Consider the following 20,717-nt stretch of genomic DNA (forward strand, 5'->3'; position numbering starts at 1 on the left):
TAGAGGCTGAAATGAAAATACGACAGTCGTTTAAAACCGGCGCTCCTTGGATATGGTTAACCGGAGGGGCGGTCAGTATCAGTTTGATTTCTGTCTTGATGCTTTTACTGCTCATTGGCTGGAAAGGGCTTGCCTATTTTTGGCCTTCTCCTCTTTATCAGTGGCAAACAGAACAAGGGCAACGTTTGATTGGTCAACTGTATGCCAGTGAAACAGTATCGATTAGCCATTTGCATGAAATGGGGATTGCCCTGCCTGAAGACGCTTCCCAGTATGCTCAACGGCTGAATATTAAGGTCGCTAACCGTGAACGCTATAGTGCAGATTTTGTTTCCATTCTAGATATTAAGCTCTCTTCTCCCACACAACCTTCTGGTTGGTTGGTGATGGAGCGCACGAGAGATGGTCAGTTTTACGGTAAGCCCGTCGGTTTTGAACAAGCTGATGGTCAGCAAAAAACAGAGGTAGAGGTTTGGTTACCACAAGCATTTTCTGAAGCTCAGCGAATGAGAGCAAAGATGGATCACTTAATTCATCAATCCATTCGTTCTCTTGGGCATCAACTAGAAACATTGCGTTTTGAGCAACGACAGGCGCGTCATCGCCCTGTTCATGAGCAAGCTCTTATTGCTCAGCAGATACAGCAACTTGAGGATAAACTATCGATTGCTGAACATGAATTAGACCAGTTACGTCAGCAATTGGATAGTCAAGCGTTATTGGTGGAAGAAATGGGCGGTTCTATCGTTCGAATTCCACTTAGCCAAATTCTGGACTACTGGTATCCCAATGACATGAGTCATTGGCAAAAACTGCATCAGTGGGGAAAACAGCTGTGGGGCTTTTTGTCGGATAATCCGCGTGAATCTAATTCCGAAGGTGGGGTTTTTCCCGCCATTTTTGGTACCGTGCTGTTAGTGCTATTGATGTCTGTCATTGTGATGCCACTTGGTGTGATCGCAGCGGTTTATCTACATGAATATGCGAGAGACAACGCCTTTACTCGCTTGATCCGAGTTGCGGTGATTAACTTAGCTGGCGTGCCATCGATTGTTTATGGGGTATTTGGTTTAGGTTTTTTTGTTTATACCATTGGCTCGAGCATCGATAATCTACTTTATGCTGATCGCCTTCCAGCTCCAACGTTTGGCACACCGGGGTTATTATGGGCCGCACTGACTTTAGCGGTATTGACTCTACCTGTGGTGATCGTAACAACCGAAGAAGGTTTGACCCGTATTCCAGCTTCCGTTCGTCACGGTTCGTTAGCATTAGGCGCGACGCAATTTGAAACCATTTGGCGCATTGTGTTACCCATGGCGAGCCCTGCGATGATCACCGGATTAATTCTGGCGATTGCTCGTGCTGCTGGGGAGGTTGCGCCATTAATGTTGGTCGGCGCGGTAAAACTGGCTTCAAATCTCCCCGTTGATAATGAATTCCCTTTTGTGCATTTAGAACGTAAATTCATGCATTTAGGTTTTCATATCTATGATGTTGGGTTTCAAACGACCAATATTGAAGCTGCGCGGCCATTGGTGTACGCCACGGCTTTTCTCTTGGTGACGGTGGTGGTGAGTTTAAATTTAACGGCAATACACATTCGCAATAATTTGCGTGAGAAATATCGAACGTTAGGACAAGATTAATCATGTTTTCTGCCAATCAAACCTTAGGTTATCAGCCCCCTTTGGATGTGAATAACTTAACCGATAAACAAACCTCCATCTCGATTGAAGGCTTGAGTTTGTATTACCAGCAAACTCGGGCATTAAACGATATTTCTATGCGTATTCCTAAAGGTCAGGTTACGGCATTTATTGGTCCATCTGGCTGTGGTAAGTCCACTTTATTGCGCTGTATTAACCGCATGAACGATCTGGTTGAAGGCTGTCGGGTAGAAGGTGCGGTTACCTTACATGGCAAAAATATTTATGCGCCGGATGTGGATGTGCCCACTTTACGTCGTCGTGTTGGTATGGTGTTTCAGCGGCCGAATCCTTTTCCTAAATCTATTTATGAAAATGTGATTTATGGGTTACGCTTACAAGGCATCAAAAATAGTCGCACACTGGATGATGCCGCAGAACATTCATTACGAGCTGCTGCTTTGTGGGATGAAGTGAAGCATCGTTTGCATGAGAATGCCTTTGGTTTATCGGGGGGGCAACAGCAGCGGTTGGTGATTGCGAGAGCCATTGCTATTGAACCGGAAGTCTTGCTGCTTGATGAACCAACGTCTGCTCTAGATCCGATCTCAACCTTGACCATTGAAGAGTTGATCCACGATTTAAAAACTAAATACACTGTGGTTATCGTGACCCATAATATGCAGCAAGCGGCTCGGGTGAGTGATCACACCGCCTTTATTCATATGGGAAAACTCATCGAATATTCGGATACCGATTCTATTTTTACCTCGCCATTGAAAAAACAGACAGAAGACTACATTACCGGAAGATACGGTTAATTGAATCATAAGGTAGGAAGCGAACATGCAGTTAGGACGGCACATTTCAGGGCAATTTAATGTCGAACTTGAATCGATTCGTACCCATGTATTAACCATGGGCGGTTTGGTTGAACAACAGCTCTCTTTTGCTATGCAAGCCCTGCATAAAGATGATATTGAATTAGCCCGTAAAGTGGTTCGTGATGATCATAAAGTCAACGAGATGGAAGTCTCGATCGATGAAGCTTGTACGCGAATTATTGCCAAACGGCAACCCACGGCTAAAGATTTGCGACTTATCATGGCGATCATCAAAACGATTACCGATCTCGAACGCATTGGTGATGTGGCAACCAAAATGGCTTATGTTGCGATTGAAAGCCCAACCATCAAAGAGCGTCAGTTCCAAGTTTCTTTAGAGCCTCTTTGTCGTCAAGCCATAGCGATGTTGCACCAAGTGCTCGATGCTTTTGCTCGCATGGATGTGGCTGCGGCAGCGGAAGTTTATAAACAAGATGATAAGCTAGATAAAGAGTATGAAGCGGTAATTCGTCAATTGATGACGTACATGATGGAAGATCCGAAAAATATTCCACATATTTTACAAGTGATGTGGTCTGCTCGTGCTATCGAGCGGGTCGGGGATCGTTGCCAAAATATTTGTGAATACATCATCTATTTTGTTAAGGGAAAAGATGTTCGCCACTTGGGCGAACAATCGATTGATGATGTACTAGGTTAAAGAGCCTTAAGCTGCTCAGCCACTTGAGCGATGGTTTGTGGATTCGTCACGGGAATCACAAAATCATCAAGATTTGCTTGTCCCATTTTTGCATTGGCGACCTGAAGTTGCATACGACTGGGACGAGTGGTTTTACCTGACAAATGCACTTCTTGTACGCCCGTTTGTTGCACAATCCGAGTGACATTGTCAGCATTTAGACCGGCTCCCGCCATGATCTGAATCCGCCCTTGAGCCAGAGTGACCATTTCAGCCAGTGTGGCTATTCCCTCTTCAACTTGACTGGCGAGTCCAGAGGTTAAAACACGTTCACAACCAAGTTCAATGATGGTGTTTAAGGCTTGGCGAACATCAGCACATTGATCAATGGCTCGATGAAATGTCACCCCTAAGCCACGTTGCTTCGCATGTTGAATGAGTTGAGCACTTTGCTCATGATTGACTTCGCCTTGTGCCGTCAATACCCCAAACACCACCCCTTGTAGCCCAGCATTCGCTGCTGCATCAATATCATCCAACATGATTGCCATTTCTTCTGAATTATAAAGAAAATCGCCTTGACGAGGGCGAATCATTGCATAGATAGGAATTGGAGATATTCTGGCGCTCTGTTTCATTAACCCATAGCTGGGTGTTAAGCCGCCTAAGGCTAAGGAAGAGCAAAGTTCAATACGGGTTGCTCCTCCTTGAATGGCCGAGTGCAGTGATTCTACATTATCAATACAGACTTCAAGTTGATAGTTCATGGTATGTCTCATCTGTCATCTAAGTGGCAGAATTTTATCAGCCACTTCTCTACAAGTCTGTTAATGAAACAAGAGAATAGGGGTAAAGTTACGCTTTTTAAATTTCCGGAATGGGTGTTGATGGAAAGAAAGAGTAGATATAAAAAGCCCAAAGCAAAGTTGCTTTGGGCTTTGGGGGACTTTACTTAACTGATTGGCGTTGCGTTATCGCTTTATTATTTGTCCAACCATTTACCCGAGTTGAGCGCGGGTAATTTGTTTCTGAATTATTTTTTACCCAAATCGTCAGTATGTTCAGCTAGATAAGCGGCTACGCCTGCTGGTGTGTCTTTCATACCCGCTTTACCTTCTTCCCATTGTGCTGGGCATACTTCACCGTGTTTTTGGTGGAAGTTTAGCGCGTCAACCATGCGTAGCATTTCATCGATGTTACGGCCTAGAGGAAGGTCATTGACAACTTGGTGGCGAACGACACCGGCTTCATCGATAAGGAATGAGCCACGGAAAGCAACGCCTGCTTCAGGATGTTCAACATCGTATGCTTTAACGATTTCGTGTTTAACGTCAGCAACCAGTGGGTATTTCACTTGGCCAATACCGCCATTTTCAACGGCAGTGTTACGCCATGCGTTGTGTGAGAATTGTGAATCGATAGACACACCGATCACTTCAACACCTTTCGCTTGGAAGTCTTCAAAACGTTTATCAAACGCGATCAGCTCTGAAGGACAAACGAAAGTAAAATCGAGTGGATAGAAGAAAACAACGGCTTTCTTACCTTTAGTAAACTCTGCAAAGTTGAATGTATCAACGATTTCACCGTTACCAAGAACAGCTGCAGCAGTAAAATCAGGGGCTTGACGACCTACGAGTACCATTTTTTGCTCCTAAGAATGATGGTTAATGCTCGGTAGCACCAGATTGTGTTACCGAGTCCATGTGTATTCGAGACAAACTATAGTACAGAGTGTAGTATGAAAAAAAACGAATTAAATAGATTAAGCTAATCGAAAAAAGCGATTTAAGAAGAAAGTTGAAATTATGAATAAGTGGCCGAGTCTAAAGCAGTTACATTACCTAATAACTTTACATGAAACACGACATTTTAGTGAAGCAGCCGAGCGCTGTTTTGTTAGTCAATCCACGTTAAGTAAAGGCATTCAAAATCTAGAAGCATTAATTGGTTGTCCTTTGTATGAAAAGCAGGATAAAAAAAGCCCGTTGGTTTTTACTCATGCTGGCGAACAGGTGATTAAACGGGGCAGAGAGTTATTGGCAAGGGGAAAAGATCTCCTCGAATTAGGGCAACAGTGTCAAAATGGCCCGATGGAAGGGCAATTAAAGTTGGGATGTATTCCGACGATTGCGCCTTTTTTACTGTGTGATTTAGTCCAAGCACTTAACACTCGTTATCCCAACCTCCATCTCCTATTGCGGGAGGACACTACGGCTAACCTTCTCAATGCATTACGTTTAGGAGAGTTAGATGTCTTGATTCTGGCTTTACCGATTGACATCGGTCATATGGAAAGCCGAATTGTTGGGCGCGATCCTTTTCGAATGGTCATCAGCCGTCAACAAGTTGATAGTATCCGAGTTCCGATAAAATATGATGACTTGCCTGATGAATCGGTTTTCTTGCTAGAGAATGAACACTGTTTAACGGAGCATGCGGTATCGGCATGCCAATTAACCGATAAAGAGAAGATTAACCCATTTACGGCAACGAGTTTACATACGCTGGTGCAAATGGTGGCCAATGGGCTTGGCACCACTTTTATTCCTCAAATGGCGATAGATCATGGTTTGTTAGAGAATCAAAATTTGGTGGTTATCGACCCGCCTGGTCAGCAGGCCTATCGAGAAATCGGCCTTGTATGGAGGCCGAGTTCATCTCGTCATTTGACTTTTGAACAATTAGCAGATGTGGTGGCTGAATTATTATAGCGTTTAGTCCTAACTATATTCGATTGATTAACTAGTTAAAGCGTGCTGTTGTGGTGCGCTTTTTTGGTTTTTTATTCTGATGGTGAATCTTTAATAGTAAAATTTTACAGGAATAAATTTTTGAAGCTTTCATAAAATAGTAAAAATTTACACCGTCAATTATACATAAATATTTGAGCTCATTGTTTAAATCTTGCCAGTGTTTTTCTTTCTATCGCCCATCATCATTAGCCTCTTATCTCTCTATTGCCTTTTTTATTCATGTTTTAACCCTTTCTCCTTTAATTTTTATTGGTAATTTAATTACGTAATTAATTACATTTTATGGTGTGTGAGAATGATGAAGTAAGAAACGGAATAAAACTTTGAATTTAACGTAATGGTAACTTTTGATCTTTTATCATAACGTCTTATCGGTTAAGGTTTGTATCAGGTTTTGATGCTGAAACCTCGCTTGATGTTATGGCTATTTTTTGAGGCGATATAAAGAATAAACAGGTCAAGATTATAAGAGTCAGGAAAAATATTTTGTAGTTTTAAAGTTACAAATGTCTTTTTGTTAACCCGATAAGGAAAATGGTTATGCTTGCTCAAACCCCAGAAACGTCACACTTACACGATCAACATTCCAATTCCCAAGGCCAGCTTGAGGTGATGGGGGCGCTGTCTCCTGAACATCAAGCCATTTTCCCTATTGAAGCCCAAACCTTTTTAACGGCTTTGTGTGCGCAATTTGCTTCACGAGTCGATGCCTTGTTGAGTGAACGAGAGCGTCTGCAGTCGTGGATCGATCAAGGCAACTTGCCTGATTTTCTGGAACAAACACAAGATATTCGAGAAGGCAGTTGGAAAATTCTCGGCATTCCACAAGATCTACAAGATCGTCGGGTGGAAATTACCGGGCCAACGGAGCGTAAGATGGTGATCAATGCCTTAAATGCAAACGTAAAAGTATTTATGGCCGATTTTGAAGATTCCATGGCGCCTGCATGGGATAAAGTGCTGGATGGACAGGTCAATCTACGTGATGCGGTTAATGGTACGATCCGTTATACCAACCCAGACAACGGTAAAGTGTACCAACTGAAAGAGAATCCAGCGGTTTTAATCTGTCGGGTTCGTGGTTTGCATTTAAAAGAGAAACACGTCTCTTTTGCTGGGCAAATCATTCCGGGTTCTTTATTTGATTTTGCTCTGTACTTCTTCAATAACTATCAAGCGTTACTGAAAAAAGGCAGTGGCCCTTATTTCTATCTGCCTAAGTTACAAGCCTATCAAGAAGCACAGTGGTGGAGTGAGGTGTTCCATTTTACTGAAGATTATTTTGGTTTAGAGACAGGCACAATCAAAGCAACGGTGTTAATTGAGACTTTACCTGCCGTATTTCAGATGGATGAAATTCTTTTTGCACTAAAAGAGCACATTGTGGGGCTTAACTGTGGCCGCTGGGATTACATCTTCAGTTATATCAAAACGCTAAAAAAACACCCAGACCGAGTGCTACCAGACCGTCAAGTGGTGACGATGGATAAGCCTTTCTTAAATGCGTATTCCCGCCTCTTGATTTATACCTGCCATCGGCGTGGTGCTTTTGCAATGGGAGGAATGGCGGCTTTCATTCCAGCTAAAGATCCAGCGGTTAATGCTCAGGTATTAGAAAAGATCCGCAACGACAAAATGCTGGAAGCAGAAAATGGGCATGATGGCACTTGGGTTGCTCATCCTGGCCTTGCTGATACGGCAATGGCGGTTTTCAACCAAGTGTTGGGGGAAAGGTCGAACCAATTGGATGTGACACGGATGTCTGATGCGCCAATTTGTGCAAAAGAGCTTCTTCAACCTTGTGATGGCCCTCGTAGTGAAGATGGTATGCGGCATAACATTCGTGTTGCGCTGCAATACATCGAAGCTTGGATCTCAGGTAATGGCTGTGTACCGATTTATGGATTAATGGAAGATGCGGCAACCGCTGAAATTTCCCGAGCCTCTATTTGGCAATGGATTCAACACGGTAAAACTTTAGATAACGGACAGGTAGTAACGAAAGACTTGTTCCGTACCTATCTCGCGCAAGAAATTGAAGTCGTAAAAGCTGAAGTCGGAGAAGAGACGTTCAATCATGGGCGCTTCACCGAAGCGGCTGAGCTAATGGAACGCCTAACCACCAGTGATGAATTAACCAACTTTTTAACCATACCGGGCTATGACTACTTAGCCTAGTAATAACCATAAAACTTAACGTGAAACATCATCTTCAAAGTCAGCACAGTTTGTACTGATGGCGAAAAGGAAGAAAACGCCGTGAGCATTGAGCCACGTACTATAAGAGGGATACATTATGACATTGACTCGCCGCCAACAAATCGAAGCGCTAGAGAAAGATTGGGCCACCAACCCTCGTTGGAAAAATGTAAAACGAACCTACAGTGCTGAAGAGGTCGTCAACCTACGAGGTTCTGTGACGCCAGCCAATACCATTGCACAGCGTGGAGCAGATAAACTTTGGTCACTCGTGAACGGTGATGCGAAAAAAGGTTATGTAAATTGCTTAGGCGCACTCACTGGTGGACAAGCGGTTCAGCAAGCCAAAGCGGGCATTGAAGCAATTTATCTTTCTGGTTGGCAAGTGGCTGCTGACAACAACACCGCTGGAACCATGTATCCAGACCAATCTCTCTACCCTGTAGATTCTGTGCCTAGTGTAGTCAAACGCATTAATAATGCGTTTCGTCGGGCGGATCAAATTCAGTGGTCAAACGGTCAGTCACCTCAAGATGAAGGCGGGGTTGATTATTTCCTGCCTATTGTTGCTGATGCTGAAGCGGGTTTTGGTGGGGTTCTGAACGCTTATGAGTTGATGAAATCAATGATTGAAGCCGGTGCTGCCGGTGTTCACTTTGAAGACCAATTAGCATCGGTGAAAAAATGCGGTCATATGGGGGGGAAAGTTCTGGTTCCGACTCAAGAAGCGGTACAAAAGTTGATTGCAGCACGTTTAGCGGCGGATGTTTCAGGCACAAGCACTTTGGTGATTGCACGTACCGATGCTAATGCTGCCGATCTTCTCACATCTGATTGCGATCCTTATGATGCGGATTTTATTGTGGGAGAGCGTACCTCTGAAGGATTTTACCGAGTAAGAGCGGGGATTGAACAAGCGATTTCTCGGGGCCTTGCTTACGCACCTTATGCAGATTTAGTGTGGTGTGAAACGGCAAAACCCGATCTTGAAGAAGCACGTAAATTTGCCGAGGCGATTCATGCTCAATATCCGGATCAACTCCTTGCTTATAACTGTTCTCCTTCCTTTAACTGGGAGAAGAATTTAGATGCAGAGACGATTGCAAAATTCCAGCAAGAGCTTGCGAACATGGGATACAAATACCAATTTATTACTCTAGCGGGTATTCATAACATGTGGTTTAACATGTTTGAGCTGGCTCATGCTTATGCGCAAGGAGAGGGGATGCGCCACTACGTAGAAATGGTACAGCGCAAAGAGTTTGCTGCAGCAGAAAAAGGGTACACCTTTGTTGCTCACCAGCAAGAAGTGGGAACCGGATATTTCGATAAGATGACCAATACCATTCAAGGCGGGCAATCTTCAGTGACGGCATTAACAGGCTCTACCGAAGAAGAACAATTTTAGGTTATCCCAAGAGGGGACATCATCCCTTTGGGCTAGAGACTTAAGTTTCATTAACGTTGGTGTGATTTTTGAGCGGCAAAAGCCGCTCTTTTTTATCTCGCATTCTCTCTTTTATGTCCTCTTCATTGAGCATACTGATGTTGAGAAATAGAGAGTGTTAGAGAAGGTCATCTTCCAAAGTATCGTCCAACTCAATTTCGTCAGGTTCTGTATCTTCTTGTAACTCAAGTAGATTAATAGCAATGGTCACGAAATCACTGTCGGTAATAATGCCCACCAATTCCCCTTTGGACACCACGGGCAAACAGCCAACTTTGTGTTTTTGCATGTAGATAGCACTTTCTTTTAAGCCTGCTTGAGGAGCGACCGACATGACTCCTGTATGCATTACTTCGTAGAGTGGTGTTTCTTCCGTATATGAGGTTTCTGCATTTTGGTTGTATAAACTGGATTCTTGGGCGGCAAGGACATCACGATGAGTGATGACTCCGAGTAGTTTGCGATTGGCATCCACTATGGGAATATGGCGAATATCCAATGCTTCCATCATGTGTCGGGCGTCGGCCAGAGTGTGTGTCCGCAACAAGGTATGTGGGTTGCGAGTCATCATGTCTTCAACTTTGATCATAACCAACTCCTTCTTTTTACTTTTTATTCTTAAACGGCCTTGAAGTAACGGTGTTTTTGAATATTGAACTGTGATCCTGTTATTAAACTATAGTGTTTTTGTCGGAGAATATCTGAGAGTTCAGTCGGTTTTTGCTCGTAATAGCGATAGTAGAGTGCGTTGTCACTTTTCATTACACTACTTTGAGTGCTTACGCTTCGGACTCGTCGTACAACCCTGTATCTTGACGTGGCTTGGGTATATACTGTCGCGCCGCGAAATAAACCATCGCTAACTTAACTAACCAAGAAAGAGTCATGCAAGTTTCAGATTTTCATTTTGACCTCCCAGATGAGCTAATTGCTCGTTACCCTAAGGAGCAAAGAACCGCGAGTCGTCTTTTACGTTTGGACGGTAATTCGGGAACACTCGTTGATGGCACATTTACTGATGTTCTTCAGTATGTCGCGCCGGGTGATTTACTGGTGTTTAATAATACGCGTGTCATACCAGCCCGGATGTTTGGGCGTAAAGCTACGGGGGGGAAACTCGAGGTGTTGGTTGAGCGAATGCTGGATGAACATTCTATTTTGGCCCATGTGCGTAGTTCCAAACCGCCGAAACCAGGAGCCGAACTTTATCTCGGAGAACAGGATGAGTACCACGCCACGATGGTTGCTCGTCATGATGCGTTATTTGAAATCCAATTCAGTGCACACACTCCAGTTCTCGAGATCCTTAACCACATCGGCCATATGCCACTACCGCCTTATATCGATCGCCCAGATGAAGATGCGGATAAAGAACGTTATCAAACCGTTTATAACCAAAAGCCGGGAGCGGTTGCTGCGCCAACCGCGGGCTTGCATTTTGATGAAGCTTTATTAGAGCAAATTAAAGCGAAAGGTGTGACATTTGCCTATGTGACCTTGCATGTTGGTGCGGGAACTTTCCAGCCAGTGCGAGTGGAGAATATTCACGATCATCACATGCATGCTGAATATGTCGAAGTACCACAAGAGGTTGTGGATGCTATTGCGGCGACAAAAGCGCGTGGTGGGCGAGTGATTGCGGTGGGAACCACCTCGGTACGCTCACTGGAAAGTGCAGCGCAAGATGCTTTGAAAAAAGGTACGGAACTGGTTCCTTTCTTTGGTGATACCGAAATATTTATCTTCCCCGGCTATCAGTATCAGCTTGTGGATTGCTTGATCACCAATTTCCACTTACCAGAATCCACCTTGATCATGTTAGTTAGCGCCTTTGCTGGCTATGAACATACCATGGCCGCTTATCAACATGCTGTAGCGCAGAAATATCGCTTCTTTAGCTATGGCGATGCCATGTTTATTGAAAAAAAATTGGACTAACTTTGTTATTGTCCTGAACTTTTAGACCGTCAGACTGTTTCTCTGACATTGGAGGCTTTGTGAAATTAACGTTTGAGCTAAAAAAGAAAAATGGCAATGCCCGTCGAGGTCAACTGACCTTTGAACGTGGCACTGTGCAAACCCCCGCTTTTATGCCAGTGGGTACTTATGGCACGGTTAAAGGGATGACGCCTGAAGAAGTGGCGGAAACTGGCGCAGAAATTTTATTGGGAAACACTTTCCACTTGTGGCTGCGCCCTGGGCAAGAAGTCATGAAAATGCATGGTGATTTACATGATTTCATGAACTGGAAAGGCCCAATCTTGACCGATTCCGGTGGTTTTCAAGTCTTTAGCCTTGGCGATATTCGTAAGATTACTGAAGAAGGGGTTCATTTTCGTAACCCAGTAAACGGATCGAAAATTTTTATGGATGCAGAAAAATCCATGGAAATTCAAAAAGATTTAGGGTCTGATATCGTCATGATCTTTGACGAGTGCACCCCTTATCCTGCCACTCATGATGAAGCAAAAAAATCGATGGAGATGTCACTGCGTTGGGCGCAGCGTTCTCGAGATCACTTTGATAAGTTAGAAAATCCGAACTCGCTCTTTGGGATTGTTCAAGGCGGGGTCTACGAAGACTTGCGTGATGTTTCTGTGAAAGGGTTAACGGAGATTGGTTTTGATGGTTATGCGGTGGGGGGGTTAGCTGTAGGGGAACCTAAGCAAGATATGCATCGAATCCTAGAGCATACGTGCCCACAGCTTCCTGAAGACAAACCTCGTTACTTAATGGGGGTGGGTAAGCCGGAAGACTTAGTGGAAGGGGTTCGTCGCGGGATTGATATGTTTGATTGTGTGATGCCAACCCGAAATGCCCGTAATGGCCACTTATTTGTGACCGGAGGTGTGATCAAGATCCGTAATGCAGTACATAAAACGGATACAACCCCTCTTGATCCGCATTGTGACTGTTACACTTGCAAAAATTATTCTAAATCGTATTTACACCATTTGGATCGTTGCAACGAGATCCTTGGTGCGCGTCTCAATACTATTCATAATTTACGTTATTATCAGCGTTTAATGGCCAGTATTCGCACTGCGATTGATGAAGATCGCTTTGAACAGTTTGTGGTGGACTTTTACGCACGTCGTGAACGTGAAGTGCCACCACTACAAACTGAGCAAGCATAAATAGTGTGCGCTGGGGTGAATTTATCCCTGTAATGGCTTGAATTTATCTCGGTGCATCCCAATACCAACAAAATTACAAACAATAACATAGAGGACGTTTCTCAATGAGTCTAATTTCTGTCGCTCACGCAGCAGGTGAAGGTACATCACAAGGTGGTGGTTTCGAAATGCTGATCATGCTTGGTATGTTTGCGGTTATTTTCTATTTTATGATTTACCGCCCGCAGTCTAAACGAGTAAAAGAGCATAAAAGCCTAATGGCCTCCATGAGTAAAGGGGATGAAGTACTGACTAGCGGCGGTTTGGTAGGCAAAATCACGAAAATTGCTGATGACAATGATTTTATTTCAATTGAATTAAATCATGCCAATGAAGTTGTGATCAAAAAAGACTTCGTTACTGCAGTGTTACCTAAAGGTACGCTTAAATCTCTGTAAAACAGCTAGAGGATCCTCGCTGTGTTAAACCGTTATCCGTTATGGAAGTATTTAATGGTGGTGTTTGCCATTGCCATTTCTGCTTTATACGCACTTCCAAATATTTACGGTGAAGATCCGGCTATTCAAGTTACAGGGGCGCGTGGCGCCTCTGTAGATCTGTCAACGCTGGATGCTGTCACTCAAGCGCTCGATAAAGCGCAACTTTCTCACAAATCCATTGCTCTCGAAAATGGTTCAATTCTTGTTCGATTTAATGATACCGATACACAAATTAGTGCACGCGATATGATTAATGAGGCATTGGGTAACGATATTATTGTTGCTCTTAACTTAGCGCCTGCGACCCCTAGTTGGTTAGATTCCATCGGTGCGGCTCCGATGAAACTGGGGCTTGATCTTCGTGGTGGTGTCCACTTCCTCATGGAAGTGGATATGGATGCAGCGATGGAGAAGCTGGTTAGCCAACAGGAAGAAGCGTTTCGTAGTGAGCTTCGTGATGAAAGAATTCGTTATCGTGCAATTCGCGCACAAGCCGATTCTGTAGAACTCATTTTACGAGATGCAGAACAACTGAATCAAACTCGCCGACTATTGGAAGCAAACCATCGTGATATGGTTTTTAGCGCCACCGAAGGCGATGGGCGTTTTGCATTAGTGGCGAAGTTTACCGATGCGCGTCTGCAAGAAATTCGTAACTATGCGGTTGATCAAAATATTACTATTTTACGTAACCGTGTGAACGAGCTCGGTGTCGCTGAACCTTTAGTTCAGCGTCAAGGCGCGACTCGAATTGTCGTTGAGCTACCCGGTGTACAAGATACCGCCCGTGCGAAAGAAATTTTAGGTGCCACCGCAACACTTGAATTTCGGGAAGTTGATGCGAGTGCCGATCTTGCCGCTGCCGCAGCGGGTCGAGTTCCTGCCGGTAGTGAAGTCAAGTTTGATCGTGATGGTCGACCTGTCGTTTTAAAACGGCGGGTGATTTTGGGTGGCTCAAGCATTACTGATGCAAGCTCAAGTACGGATGAATATGGCCGTCCGCAAGTGAATATTTCTCTAGATAGTGAAGGTGGAAGCAAAATGTCTGCCTTCTCAAGAAATAATATTGGCAAGCTAATGGCAACAGTATTCGCTGAATACAAAGACAGTGGGCAACGTAATGCTGACGGTAAAGTCATTCTTGAAAAGCATGAAGAAGTGATTAACCAAGCAACGATTCAGTCTGCATTAGGTCGCAACTTCCGTATTACCGGAATTAATTCTGTCGCGGAAGCACATAACTTAGCGTTGCTACTGCGTGCCGGTGCCTTGATTGCGCCTATCTCTATTGTAGAAGAACGCACGATTGGTCCTTCTATGGGGCAGCAAAATATCGATATGGGTATTCAAGCTTGTATTTGGGGCTTGTTAGCTGTGATGATCTTTACCGCCCTTTATTATCGTAAATTTGGCTTAATTGCTAATGTGGCTTTGGTTTCAAACCTAGTCTTGATCATCGGGATTATGTCGATGATTCCGGGTGCAACCATGACTTTACCTGGTATTGCGGGGATCGTTTTAACGGTTGGTATGGCGGTGGATGCTAACGTTCTTATTTTTGAGCGGATCCGTGAAGAGCTACGTGAAGGTCGGAATCCTCAACAAGCTATTCACCAAGGGTATGCCAATGCGTTTAGTACCATTGCGGATGCCAACATCACAACGTTAATCACGGCCATCATCTTGTTTGCGGTAGGAACGGGGGCGATCAAAGGATTTGCGGTGACGCTTTCTATTGGTATTTTAACGTCTATGTTTACTGCCATTATCGGTACTCGTTGCATTGTCAACTTGCTGTATGGCGGTAAACGTATCAACAAATTGTCGATCTAAGGCTAGGAATCATTATGTTTCAAATTCTGAAAGCAGAGAAAACGATCGACTTTATGCGTTGGTCGAAGGTGACGTTTCTTTTATCGCTGTTAATGATTGGTACTTCCGTTTTCACCTTAGTGACGAAAGGGTTTAACTGGGGGTTAGACTTTACTGGCGGAACATTGATTGAAGTTGGGTTTGAGCAACCGGCTCATCTGGATCAAATCCGTGAGGCACTTGAAGCGCAAGGTTTTGGTGATGCAACAGTGCAGAACTTTGGTTCTGCACGTGATGTCATGGTGCGTTTACGTCCTCGTGAAGGTATTGCTGGTGAAACGCTTGGTAACCAAATCCTGAATGCGATCAAGGAGGGAACGGGTGAAAGTGTGGAAATGCGCCGCATTGAATTCGTTGGTCCTAACGTAGGGGATGAATTGGCAGAAGCGGGAGGCTTGGCAATACTGGCTTCGCTGATCTGTATTTTACTTTATGTCTCTATGCGTTTTGAATGGCGTTTGGCTTCTGGAGCCGTACTTTCTCTTGCGCATGATGTGACCATTACGTTAGGTATTTTCTCGTTTCTTCAAATCGAAATTGATCTGACGATTGTAGCGGCGTTGTTGACGGTTGTTGGTTACTCACTGAATGATACCATCGTGGTCTTTGACCGGATTCGTGAAAACTTTCGCAAATTACGCAAAGGTGAGTCGGTAGAGATACTCAATAGCTCTATTACTCAGACCCTGAGTCGAACCTTGATTACTTCTGGAACGACCTTGTTTGTGGTGATTGCTCTGTTTGTGCAAGGTGGTGCGAATATTCATGGTTTTGCGACGGCGTTATTGCTCGGTATTACCGTAGGTACTTATTCTTCTATCTATGTCGCTTCTGCGCTATCACTGAAATTAGGTATTACGCGTGAGCATCTTCTACCTCAGCAGGTAGAAAAAGAAGGCGCAGAATTAGATGAGTTACCCTAAAGCGAATCAATGCTAATGGATATACGTTAGGAAGAGTTAAAGAAAAACCGCTGCACAAGTCAGCGGTTTTTTATACATAACATTTTTTATACATGACAGTGAACGCGCCTATTGAGAGGTCGCTTATTTTAAAATAGCACTATTGCCATTCTCACGAATATGTTGGAGAAGTGATTTCACACCGCGAGGGCTTGAACCAACAATATTGCCTGATTGCATGTAGTTTGTACCACCAGCAAAGTCGGTCAAAATGGCACCCGCTTCACGAGCAATCAATTCTCCCGCTGCCATATCCCAAGGCTTTAAGCCTAGTTCAAAATAACCATCAACACGGTTAGAAGCTAAATAACAAAGATCTAAAGCCGCAGAACCGGTACGACGGAAGTCCGCACATTCGACAAAGAGGGAAGAAATAATTTTGAGATAAGATTCAGAGTGCTGTTTTTGTTTAAATGGAAACCCTGTTGCTAGCACGGCACCTTGAAGATCTTTGAGTGGTTTCACCCGAATACGAGCATTATTTAATTGAGCGCCGGAGCCACGTTGAGCCGTAAATAACTCATTTAGCATCGGGTCATAGACACAAGCGACTTCCGTTCTGCCTTTGAGGCGTACCGCAATTGAAACCGCGAAGTGTGGTAACCCTTTGACAAAGTTATTAGTGCCATCCAGTGGGTCGATGATCCATTGTACGTCTTTATCTTTACCTTCGATAAGACCGCCTTCTTCAGCCACAATGCAGTGTTCAGGGTAAGAACTTTGAATGGTTGCAATGATCATTGCTTCAGCTTCTTTGTCCACGTTAGTGACAAAGTCATTCATGCCTTTTTGCATTGATTCAATTTTTTCAGCATTTTCTAGAGATTTAGCAATATGATTGCCTGCTTTTCGCGCAGCGCGAATAGCAATGTTTAGCATAGGATGCATACGAGTTTCCCAACGGATGTTAAAGAACGAAAAAAGCGGAGCGCAGTATACCAAAGTTTAGTTAAAAAGAAAGTGGTTATTTTTTGTGCGTTTAATGCATTAAGAGAGAAAGGGTCTGACCATTTTAGTCAAGTTTATGTTACGCTAGGGCGATTAAATCTAAGCAACATTATCTCTTTTCAACGGGAAGTGATGAAGCTATGTTAGTTCTCGCTGATCATAGTCTTTCTCGCGGTTTGGGGAATGAACTCTTTTACTGCTTCTCTGCCATTTTAGAGAGGGAAGAGCAGTTGAATTGATGAGAAGATAAAAGGCGGCTTAGTATCTTAAATAGGCCATATTCACCGTATGTTAGATAATGTTAAAGTCATTTTAGTCGGGACCTCGCACTCAGGAAATATTGGCTCTGCTGCCAGAGCAATGAAAGTGATGGGGCTAAATCAAATGGTTCTTGTTGATCCACAATGTGAGGTGGACGCTCAAGCGATCGCCTTAGCCGCGGGAGCCAGCGATATCGCGCTCAAGGCAACGGTGGTAAAAACACTTGATGAGGCCGTCGCGGATTGTGTTTTAGTCGTAGGAAGCAGTGCCCGTTCGAGGACCTTAGAGTGGCCCATGCTGGAACCTCGCCAATGCGGCGAGAAGTTTGTAGAAGAAGGGCAAAACCATTCTGTCGCGGTTGTGTTTGGACGAGAGCGGACAGGGCTAACCAATGAAGAGTTACAACGCTGTCATTATCATGTCTGTATCCCTGCCAACCCTGAATATAGTTCACTAAATTTAGCTATGGCTGTACAAACGATTTGCTATGAAATTCGAGTTGCTTATTTAACTCGACAGCAAGCTCAGCATTTGCCAGCAAGTGAGCAAGATTATCCTCGACATAAAGAACTTGAGATGTTTTATCAGCATTTAGAAAAAGTGTTACTCACCACGGATTTTATTTCCCCTCAACAGCCGGGGCAGGTGATGAATAAGTTGCGTCGATTGTTTAGTCGAGCTCGGCCTGAAGCTCAAGAGCTTAACATCTTAAGAGGGATGTTGACTGCCGTGGAGAAGTCGTTAGCGAGCAAATCATAGCCATCATTATCCCTATAGTGACGAGGGATGAATACCTGACTAAATTACTCAACTTAATACTTGACCAATTCAGTCAGGTATGAAAGAATTCTAACCACATAATCAATGTGGATACGGTGTGATATGAGACTTACATCTAAAGGAAGATATGCGGTGACAGCCATGTTAGATGTGGCTCTACATTCGCAGCAAACGCCAGTGCCGTTAGCCGATATTTCTGAACGGCAAGGTATTTCTCTCTCGTACTTAGAACAACTGTTTTCTAAATTACGCAAAGCTGGCCTTGTGGCTAGTGTACGAGGCCCAGGTGGAGGTTACCGTTTAGGTGACGATGCTAACAGTATCTCAATTGGTACGGTGATTGCGGCGGTGGATGAATCTGTTGATGCAACGAAATGTAGTGGTAGAGGGGATTGCCAAGGTGGAACACGCTGCCTTACCCATACCTTATGGCGTGATTTAAGTTCACGCATTAGTGACTTCTTAAACAACATCACTCTTGGTGAGTTGATGCTGGATAATGACGTCTTACAGATTTCCGACCGACAAGAGCTCGATCTTTCGGTTAACCAAGGGTTCGGCCATAAGAATTCTAAATCAGTCACCATTGGTGCGGCACCCGTTGGTCTTAATGTTCGCTCATAGCGGCAATGTTTTACATTGGAGTAGAAAATGAAACTGCCTATTTATTTAGACTATTCAGCAACCTGTCCGGTTGATTCTCGAGTTGCTGAAAAGATGGTTCAGTACATGACGATGGATGGAGCATTTGGTAATCCAGCTTCACGATCGCACCGTTATGGCTGGCAGGCAGAAGAGGCGGTTGATACTGCTCGTGAACAAATTGCTGACCTACTGAACGCTGACCCACGTGAAATTGTTTTTACTTCGGGTGCAACAGAATCCGATAACTTAGCAATTAAAGGTGCAGCGCACTTTTATGCTAAGCAAGGTAAACATATTATCACTTGTAAAACAGAGCATAAGGCGGTACTAGACACCACTCGCCAACTTGAGCGTGAAGGGTTTGAGGTGACTTATCTTGAGCCGGAAAGTAATGGCTTAATCGATTTAACCAAATTAGAAGCGGCTATGCGTGATGATACTGTGTTGGTTTCTATTATGCATGTGAACAATGAGATCGGTGTTATTCAAGATATTGCTGCAATTGGTGAGTTATGCCGTTCACGAAAAATCATTTTCCATGTCGACGCGGCTCAATCTGCGGGTAAAATTGATATCGATGTGCAAAACATGAAAGTCGATTTGATTTCATTATCAGCACATAAAATTTATGGCCCTAAAGGAATTGGCGCCTTATACATTCGCCGTAAACCTCGAATCCGACTTGAAGCTCAGATGCACGGGGGGGGCCATGAGCGAGGTTTCCGCTCTGGCACTTTAGCCACGCACCAAATTGTGGGAATGGGTGAAGCGTTCCGTATTGCGAAACAAGAAATGCAACAAGATTATGAGCACGCTAAAAAACTTCGTGATCGCTTACTTAATGGCGTGAAAGAGATGGAAGCGGTAACCATTAATGGTTCTCTTGAACAACGGATTCCTCATAATCTCAATATCAGTTTTGCCTTTGTAGAAGGCGAGTCATTGTTGATGGCGTTGAAAGATTTAGCGGTATCCTCTGGTAGTGCTTGTACTTCTGCTAGCCTAGAACCTTCCTACGTTTTACGTGCTTTGGGCTTAGATGATGAACTCGCACACAGTTCCATTCGTTTCTCTTTTGGCCGCTTTACAACGGAAGAAGAGATAGACTACGCGATCGAATTAATTCGTGTCGCGGTTAATAAATTACGCGACATGTCTCCTCTATGGGATATGTATAAAGAGGGAGTGGATTTAAACAGTGTTGAGTGGGCTCATCACTAATCATTCCACTAATATAGAGGATGCGAGGTAACTATTATGGCATACAGCGAAAAAGTCATCGATCACTATGAGAACCCACGTAACGTTGGTTCTTTCGATAAAGAAGATCCCTCTGTAGGTAGCGGCATGGTTGGCGCTCCTGCTTGTGGGGATGTTATGCGGCTACAAATCAAAGTGTCACCAGAGGGCATTATTGAAGACGCAAAATTTAAAACTTACGGATGCGGCAGTGCTATCGCTTCTAGCTCTCTAGTCACTGAGTGGGTTAAGGGCAAGTCTATTGATGAAGCGGCATCAATCAAAAACGCCGAAATCGCAGAAGAGTTAGAGTTGCCCCCTGTAAAAGTGCATTGCTCTATCTTAGCAGAAGACGCGATTAAAGCGGCCGTTGCCGATTATAAGAAAAAACACCAACAGTAATTTATTTTGGAGCAGAGTTTCTGCTCCAACTCTTTCATTCATTGACAAGCAAGGTTGTAGTATGGCCATCACGTTAACAGAAACCGCAGCAAACCGAGTTCAATCGTTTCTAGACAACCGAGGCAAAGGGCTCGGTTTACGCTTAGGGGTGAAAACCACGGGGTGCTCAGGAATGGCGTATGTGCTCGAATTTGTCGATGAATTAAATGAAGACGATCAAGTTTTTGAAGATCACGGTGTTAAAGTGATCATTGATGCGAAAAGTTTAGTTTATCTTGATGGAACTGAACTTGATTATAAAAAAGAAGGCTTGAACGAAGGCTTTGAATTCAATAACCCTAACGCAAAGAGTGAATGTGGGTGTGGGGAAAGCTTCAACGTTTAATGGTAGACACCGGTAGTTTAATCATCGATAAG

At 44.0% G+C, this 20,717-nt stretch carries 20 protein-coding genes; 16 read left to right on the top strand and 4 right to left on the bottom strand.

What is annotated here, in order from left to right; translation table 11 throughout:
* Positions 1-17: 17 nt before the first annotated feature.
* From pstA to phoU, 3 genes are read left to right on the top strand one after another with little or no spacing between them, the layout of a single operon-like run.
* Complete coding sequence (pstA, locus tag B5D54_RS06240; RefSeq protein WP_167514892.1) at positions 18-1,649, top strand: phosphate ABC transporter permease PstA; 1,632 nt, start codon at positions 18-20, stop codon at positions 1,647-1,649.
* Positions 1,650-1,651: 2 nt separating this feature from the next.
* Positions 1,652-2,470: a phosphate ABC transporter ATP-binding protein PstB gene (pstB, locus tag B5D54_RS06245; protein ID WP_078925669.1), complete on the top strand. Its 819-nt coding sequence runs from the start codon at positions 1,652-1,654 to the stop codon at positions 2,468-2,470.
* Positions 2,471-2,495: 25 nt separating this feature from the next.
* On the top strand, positions 2,496-3,194 hold the full coding sequence (gene phoU, locus B5D54_RS06250) for a phosphate signaling complex protein PhoU (RefSeq protein ID WP_078925670.1): 699 nt from the start codon (positions 2,496-2,498) through the stop codon (positions 3,192-3,194).
* Here the strand turns inward: phoU and B5D54_RS06255 are convergent.
* Together B5D54_RS06255 and B5D54_RS06265 are read right to left on the bottom strand one after the other, a co-directional pair.
* Positions 3,191-3,940 (bottom strand): copper homeostasis protein CutC, encoded by a 750-nt coding sequence (locus B5D54_RS06255; RefSeq protein ID WP_078925671.1) that lies wholly within the window; start codon positions 3,938-3,940, stop codon positions 3,191-3,193. The two genes, phoU and B5D54_RS06255, sit on opposite strands and share 4 nt — an antisense overlap.
* 266 nt (positions 3,941-4,206) lie before the next feature.
* Positions 4,207-4,818: a peroxiredoxin C gene (locus tag B5D54_RS06265; RefSeq protein WP_078925673.1), complete on the bottom strand. Its 612-nt coding sequence runs from the start codon at positions 4,816-4,818 to the stop codon at positions 4,207-4,209.
* A 163-nt stretch (positions 4,819-4,981) separates the two neighbouring features.
* Between B5D54_RS06265 and B5D54_RS06270 the strand changes: the two genes are divergently transcribed.
* The 3 genes from B5D54_RS06270 to aceA all read left to right on the top strand — a co-directional run bounded on the left by B5D54_RS06270 (position 4,982) and on the right by aceA (position 9,536).
* A complete protein-coding gene (locus tag B5D54_RS06270; protein ID WP_078925674.1) occupies positions 4,982-5,887 on the top strand; it encodes a hydrogen peroxide-inducible genes activator in 906 nt (301 codons plus the stop codon).
* A 582-nt stretch (positions 5,888-6,469) separates the two neighbouring features.
* Complete coding sequence (gene aceB / locus B5D54_RS06275) at positions 6,470-8,107, top strand: malate synthase A (protein WP_078925675.1); 1,638 nt, start codon at positions 6,470-6,472, stop codon at positions 8,105-8,107.
* A gap of 118 nt (positions 8,108-8,225) precedes the next feature.
* Positions 8,226-9,536, top strand: coding sequence for an isocitrate lyase (gene aceA, locus B5D54_RS06280; RefSeq protein ID WP_078925676.1), 1,311 nt, complete (start codon positions 8,226-8,228; stop codon positions 9,534-9,536).
* A gap of 157 nt (positions 9,537-9,693) precedes the next feature.
* On the opposite strand, the gene B5D54_RS06285 is transcribed toward aceA, so the two are convergent.
* Positions 9,694-10,164: a CBS domain-containing protein gene (locus tag B5D54_RS06285; protein ID WP_078925677.1), complete on the bottom strand. Its 471-nt coding sequence runs from the start codon at positions 10,162-10,164 to the stop codon at positions 9,694-9,696.
* A gap of 296 nt (positions 10,165-10,460) precedes the next feature.
* On the opposite strand from B5D54_RS06285, the gene queA reads away from it, so the two are divergent.
* From queA to secF, 5 genes are all read left to right on the top strand, one after another.
* The gene (gene queA / locus B5D54_RS06290) at positions 10,461-11,513 is read left to right on the top strand and encodes a tRNA preQ1(34) S-adenosylmethionine ribosyltransferase-isomerase QueA (RefSeq protein ID WP_078925678.1); all 1,053 of its coding nucleotides are present in this window, start codon (positions 10,461-10,463) and stop codon (positions 11,511-11,513) included.
* Between the two features lie 59 nt (positions 11,514-11,572).
* Positions 11,573-12,712 (top strand): tRNA guanosine(34) transglycosylase Tgt, encoded by a 1,140-nt coding sequence (gene tgt / locus B5D54_RS06295; protein WP_078925679.1) that lies wholly within the window; start codon positions 11,573-11,575, stop codon positions 12,710-12,712.
* Between the two features lie 104 nt (positions 12,713-12,816).
* Entirely contained in the window at positions 12,817-13,149 is a 333-nt protein-coding gene (gene yajC / locus B5D54_RS06300) for a preprotein translocase subunit YajC (RefSeq protein WP_078925680.1), read from the top strand.
* 21 nt (positions 13,150-13,170) lie between these two features.
* Positions 13,171-15,024: a protein translocase subunit SecD gene (secD, locus tag B5D54_RS06305; RefSeq protein WP_078925681.1), complete on the top strand. Its 1,854-nt coding sequence runs from the start codon at positions 13,171-13,173 to the stop codon at positions 15,022-15,024.
* Positions 15,025-15,038: 14 nt separating this feature from the next.
* Positions 15,039-15,986 carry a protein translocase subunit SecF gene (gene secF, locus B5D54_RS06310; protein ID WP_078925682.1) on the top strand — a complete coding sequence of 316 codons (948 nt, stop codon included), beginning with the start codon at positions 15,039-15,041 and terminating at the stop codon, positions 15,984-15,986.
* 123 nt (positions 15,987-16,109) lie between these two features.
* Here secF and suhB read toward each other — a convergent pair whose 3' ends face one another.
* Positions 16,110-16,913: an inositol-1-monophosphatase gene (suhB, locus tag B5D54_RS06315; RefSeq protein WP_078925683.1), complete on the bottom strand. Its 804-nt coding sequence runs from the start codon at positions 16,911-16,913 to the stop codon at positions 16,110-16,112.
* A gap of 348 nt (positions 16,914-17,261) precedes the next feature.
* Here suhB and trmJ point away from each other — a divergent pair, with 348 nt between their 5' ends.
* The 5 genes from trmJ (at position 17,262) to iscA (ending at position 20,685) form a co-directional block, all read left to right on the top strand.
* A complete protein-coding gene (gene trmJ, locus B5D54_RS06320; RefSeq protein ID WP_078925684.1) occupies positions 17,262-17,993 on the top strand; it encodes a tRNA (cytosine(32)/uridine(32)-2'-O)-methyltransferase TrmJ in 732 nt (243 codons plus the stop codon).
* Positions 17,994-18,116: 123 nt separating this feature from the next.
* The gene (gene iscR, locus B5D54_RS06325; protein ID WP_078925685.1) at positions 18,117-18,638 is read left to right on the top strand and encodes a Fe-S cluster assembly transcriptional regulator IscR; all 522 of its coding nucleotides are present in this window, start codon (positions 18,117-18,119) and stop codon (positions 18,636-18,638) included.
* 27 nt (positions 18,639-18,665) lie between these two features.
* Positions 18,666-19,880 (top strand): IscS subfamily cysteine desulfurase, encoded by a 1,215-nt coding sequence (locus B5D54_RS06330; RefSeq protein WP_078925686.1) that lies wholly within the window; start codon positions 18,666-18,668, stop codon positions 19,878-19,880.
* Between the two features lie 36 nt (positions 19,881-19,916).
* The gene (gene iscU, locus B5D54_RS06335) at positions 19,917-20,300 is read left to right on the top strand and encodes a Fe-S cluster assembly scaffold IscU (RefSeq protein WP_078925687.1); all 384 of its coding nucleotides are present in this window, start codon (positions 19,917-19,919) and stop codon (positions 20,298-20,300) included.
* A gap of 61 nt (positions 20,301-20,361) precedes the next feature.
* Positions 20,362-20,685 carry an iron-sulfur cluster assembly protein IscA gene (iscA, locus tag B5D54_RS06340; protein ID WP_078925688.1) on the top strand — a complete coding sequence of 108 codons (324 nt, stop codon included), beginning with the start codon at positions 20,362-20,364 and terminating at the stop codon, positions 20,683-20,685.
* Positions 20,686-20,717: the final 32 nt, after the last annotated feature.

This window comes from Vibrio cincinnatiensis DSM 19608 (genome assembly GCF_900167345.1).
Classification (GTDB): domain Bacteria; phylum Pseudomonadota; class Gammaproteobacteria; order Enterobacterales; family Vibrionaceae; genus Vibrio; species Vibrio cincinnatiensis.

Bases quoted from the DNA above. Each gene is read 5' to 3' on its own strand.
- B5D54_RS06255 (WP_078925671.1), bottom strand. From the start codon at position 3,940: ATGAACTATCAACTTGAAGTCTGTATTGATAATGTAGAATCACTGCAC.
- iscA (WP_078925688.1), top strand. From the start codon at position 20,362: ATGGCCATCACGTTAACAGAAACCGCAGCAAACCGAGTTCAATCGTTT.
- secF (WP_078925682.1), top strand. From the start codon at position 15,039: ATGTTTCAAATTCTGAAAGCAGAGAAAACGATCGACTTTATGCGTTGG.
- iscR (WP_078925685.1), top strand. From the start codon at position 18,117: ATGAGACTTACATCTAAAGGAAGATATGCGGTGACAGCCATGTTAGAT.
- B5D54_RS06285 (WP_078925677.1), bottom strand. From the start codon at position 10,164: ATGATCAAAGTTGAAGACATGATGACTCGCAACCCACATACCTTGTTG.
- B5D54_RS06330 (WP_078925686.1), top strand. From the start codon at position 18,666: ATGAAACTGCCTATTTATTTAGACTATTCAGCAACCTGTCCGGTTGAT.
- aceB (WP_078925675.1), top strand. From the start codon at position 6,470: ATGCTTGCTCAAACCCCAGAAACGTCACACTTACACGATCAACATTCC.
- queA (WP_078925678.1), top strand. From the start codon at position 10,461: ATGCAAGTTTCAGATTTTCATTTTGACCTCCCAGATGAGCTAATTGCT.
- B5D54_RS06270 (WP_078925674.1), top strand. From the start codon at position 4,982: ATGAATAAGTGGCCGAGTCTAAAGCAGTTACATTACCTAATAACTTTA.
- suhB (WP_078925683.1), bottom strand. From the start codon at position 16,913: ATGCATCCTATGCTAAACATTGCTATTCGCGCTGCGCGAAAAGCAGGC.
- iscU (WP_078925687.1), top strand. From the start codon at position 19,917: ATGGCATACAGCGAAAAAGTCATCGATCACTATGAGAACCCACGTAAC.
- aceA (WP_078925676.1), top strand. From the start codon at position 8,226: ATGACATTGACTCGCCGCCAACAAATCGAAGCGCTAGAGAAAGATTGG.
- pstB (WP_078925669.1), top strand. From the start codon at position 1,652: ATGTTTTCTGCCAATCAAACCTTAGGTTATCAGCCCCCTTTGGATGTG.
- phoU (WP_078925670.1), top strand. From the start codon at position 2,496: ATGCAGTTAGGACGGCACATTTCAGGGCAATTTAATGTCGAACTTGAA.
- B5D54_RS06265 (WP_078925673.1), bottom strand. From the start codon at position 4,818: ATGGTACTCGTAGGTCGTCAAGCCCCTGATTTTACTGCTGCAGCTGTT.
- trmJ (WP_078925684.1), top strand. From the start codon at position 17,262: ATGTTAGATAATGTTAAAGTCATTTTAGTCGGGACCTCGCACTCAGGA.
- yajC (WP_078925680.1), top strand. From the start codon at position 12,817: ATGAGTCTAATTTCTGTCGCTCACGCAGCAGGTGAAGGTACATCACAA.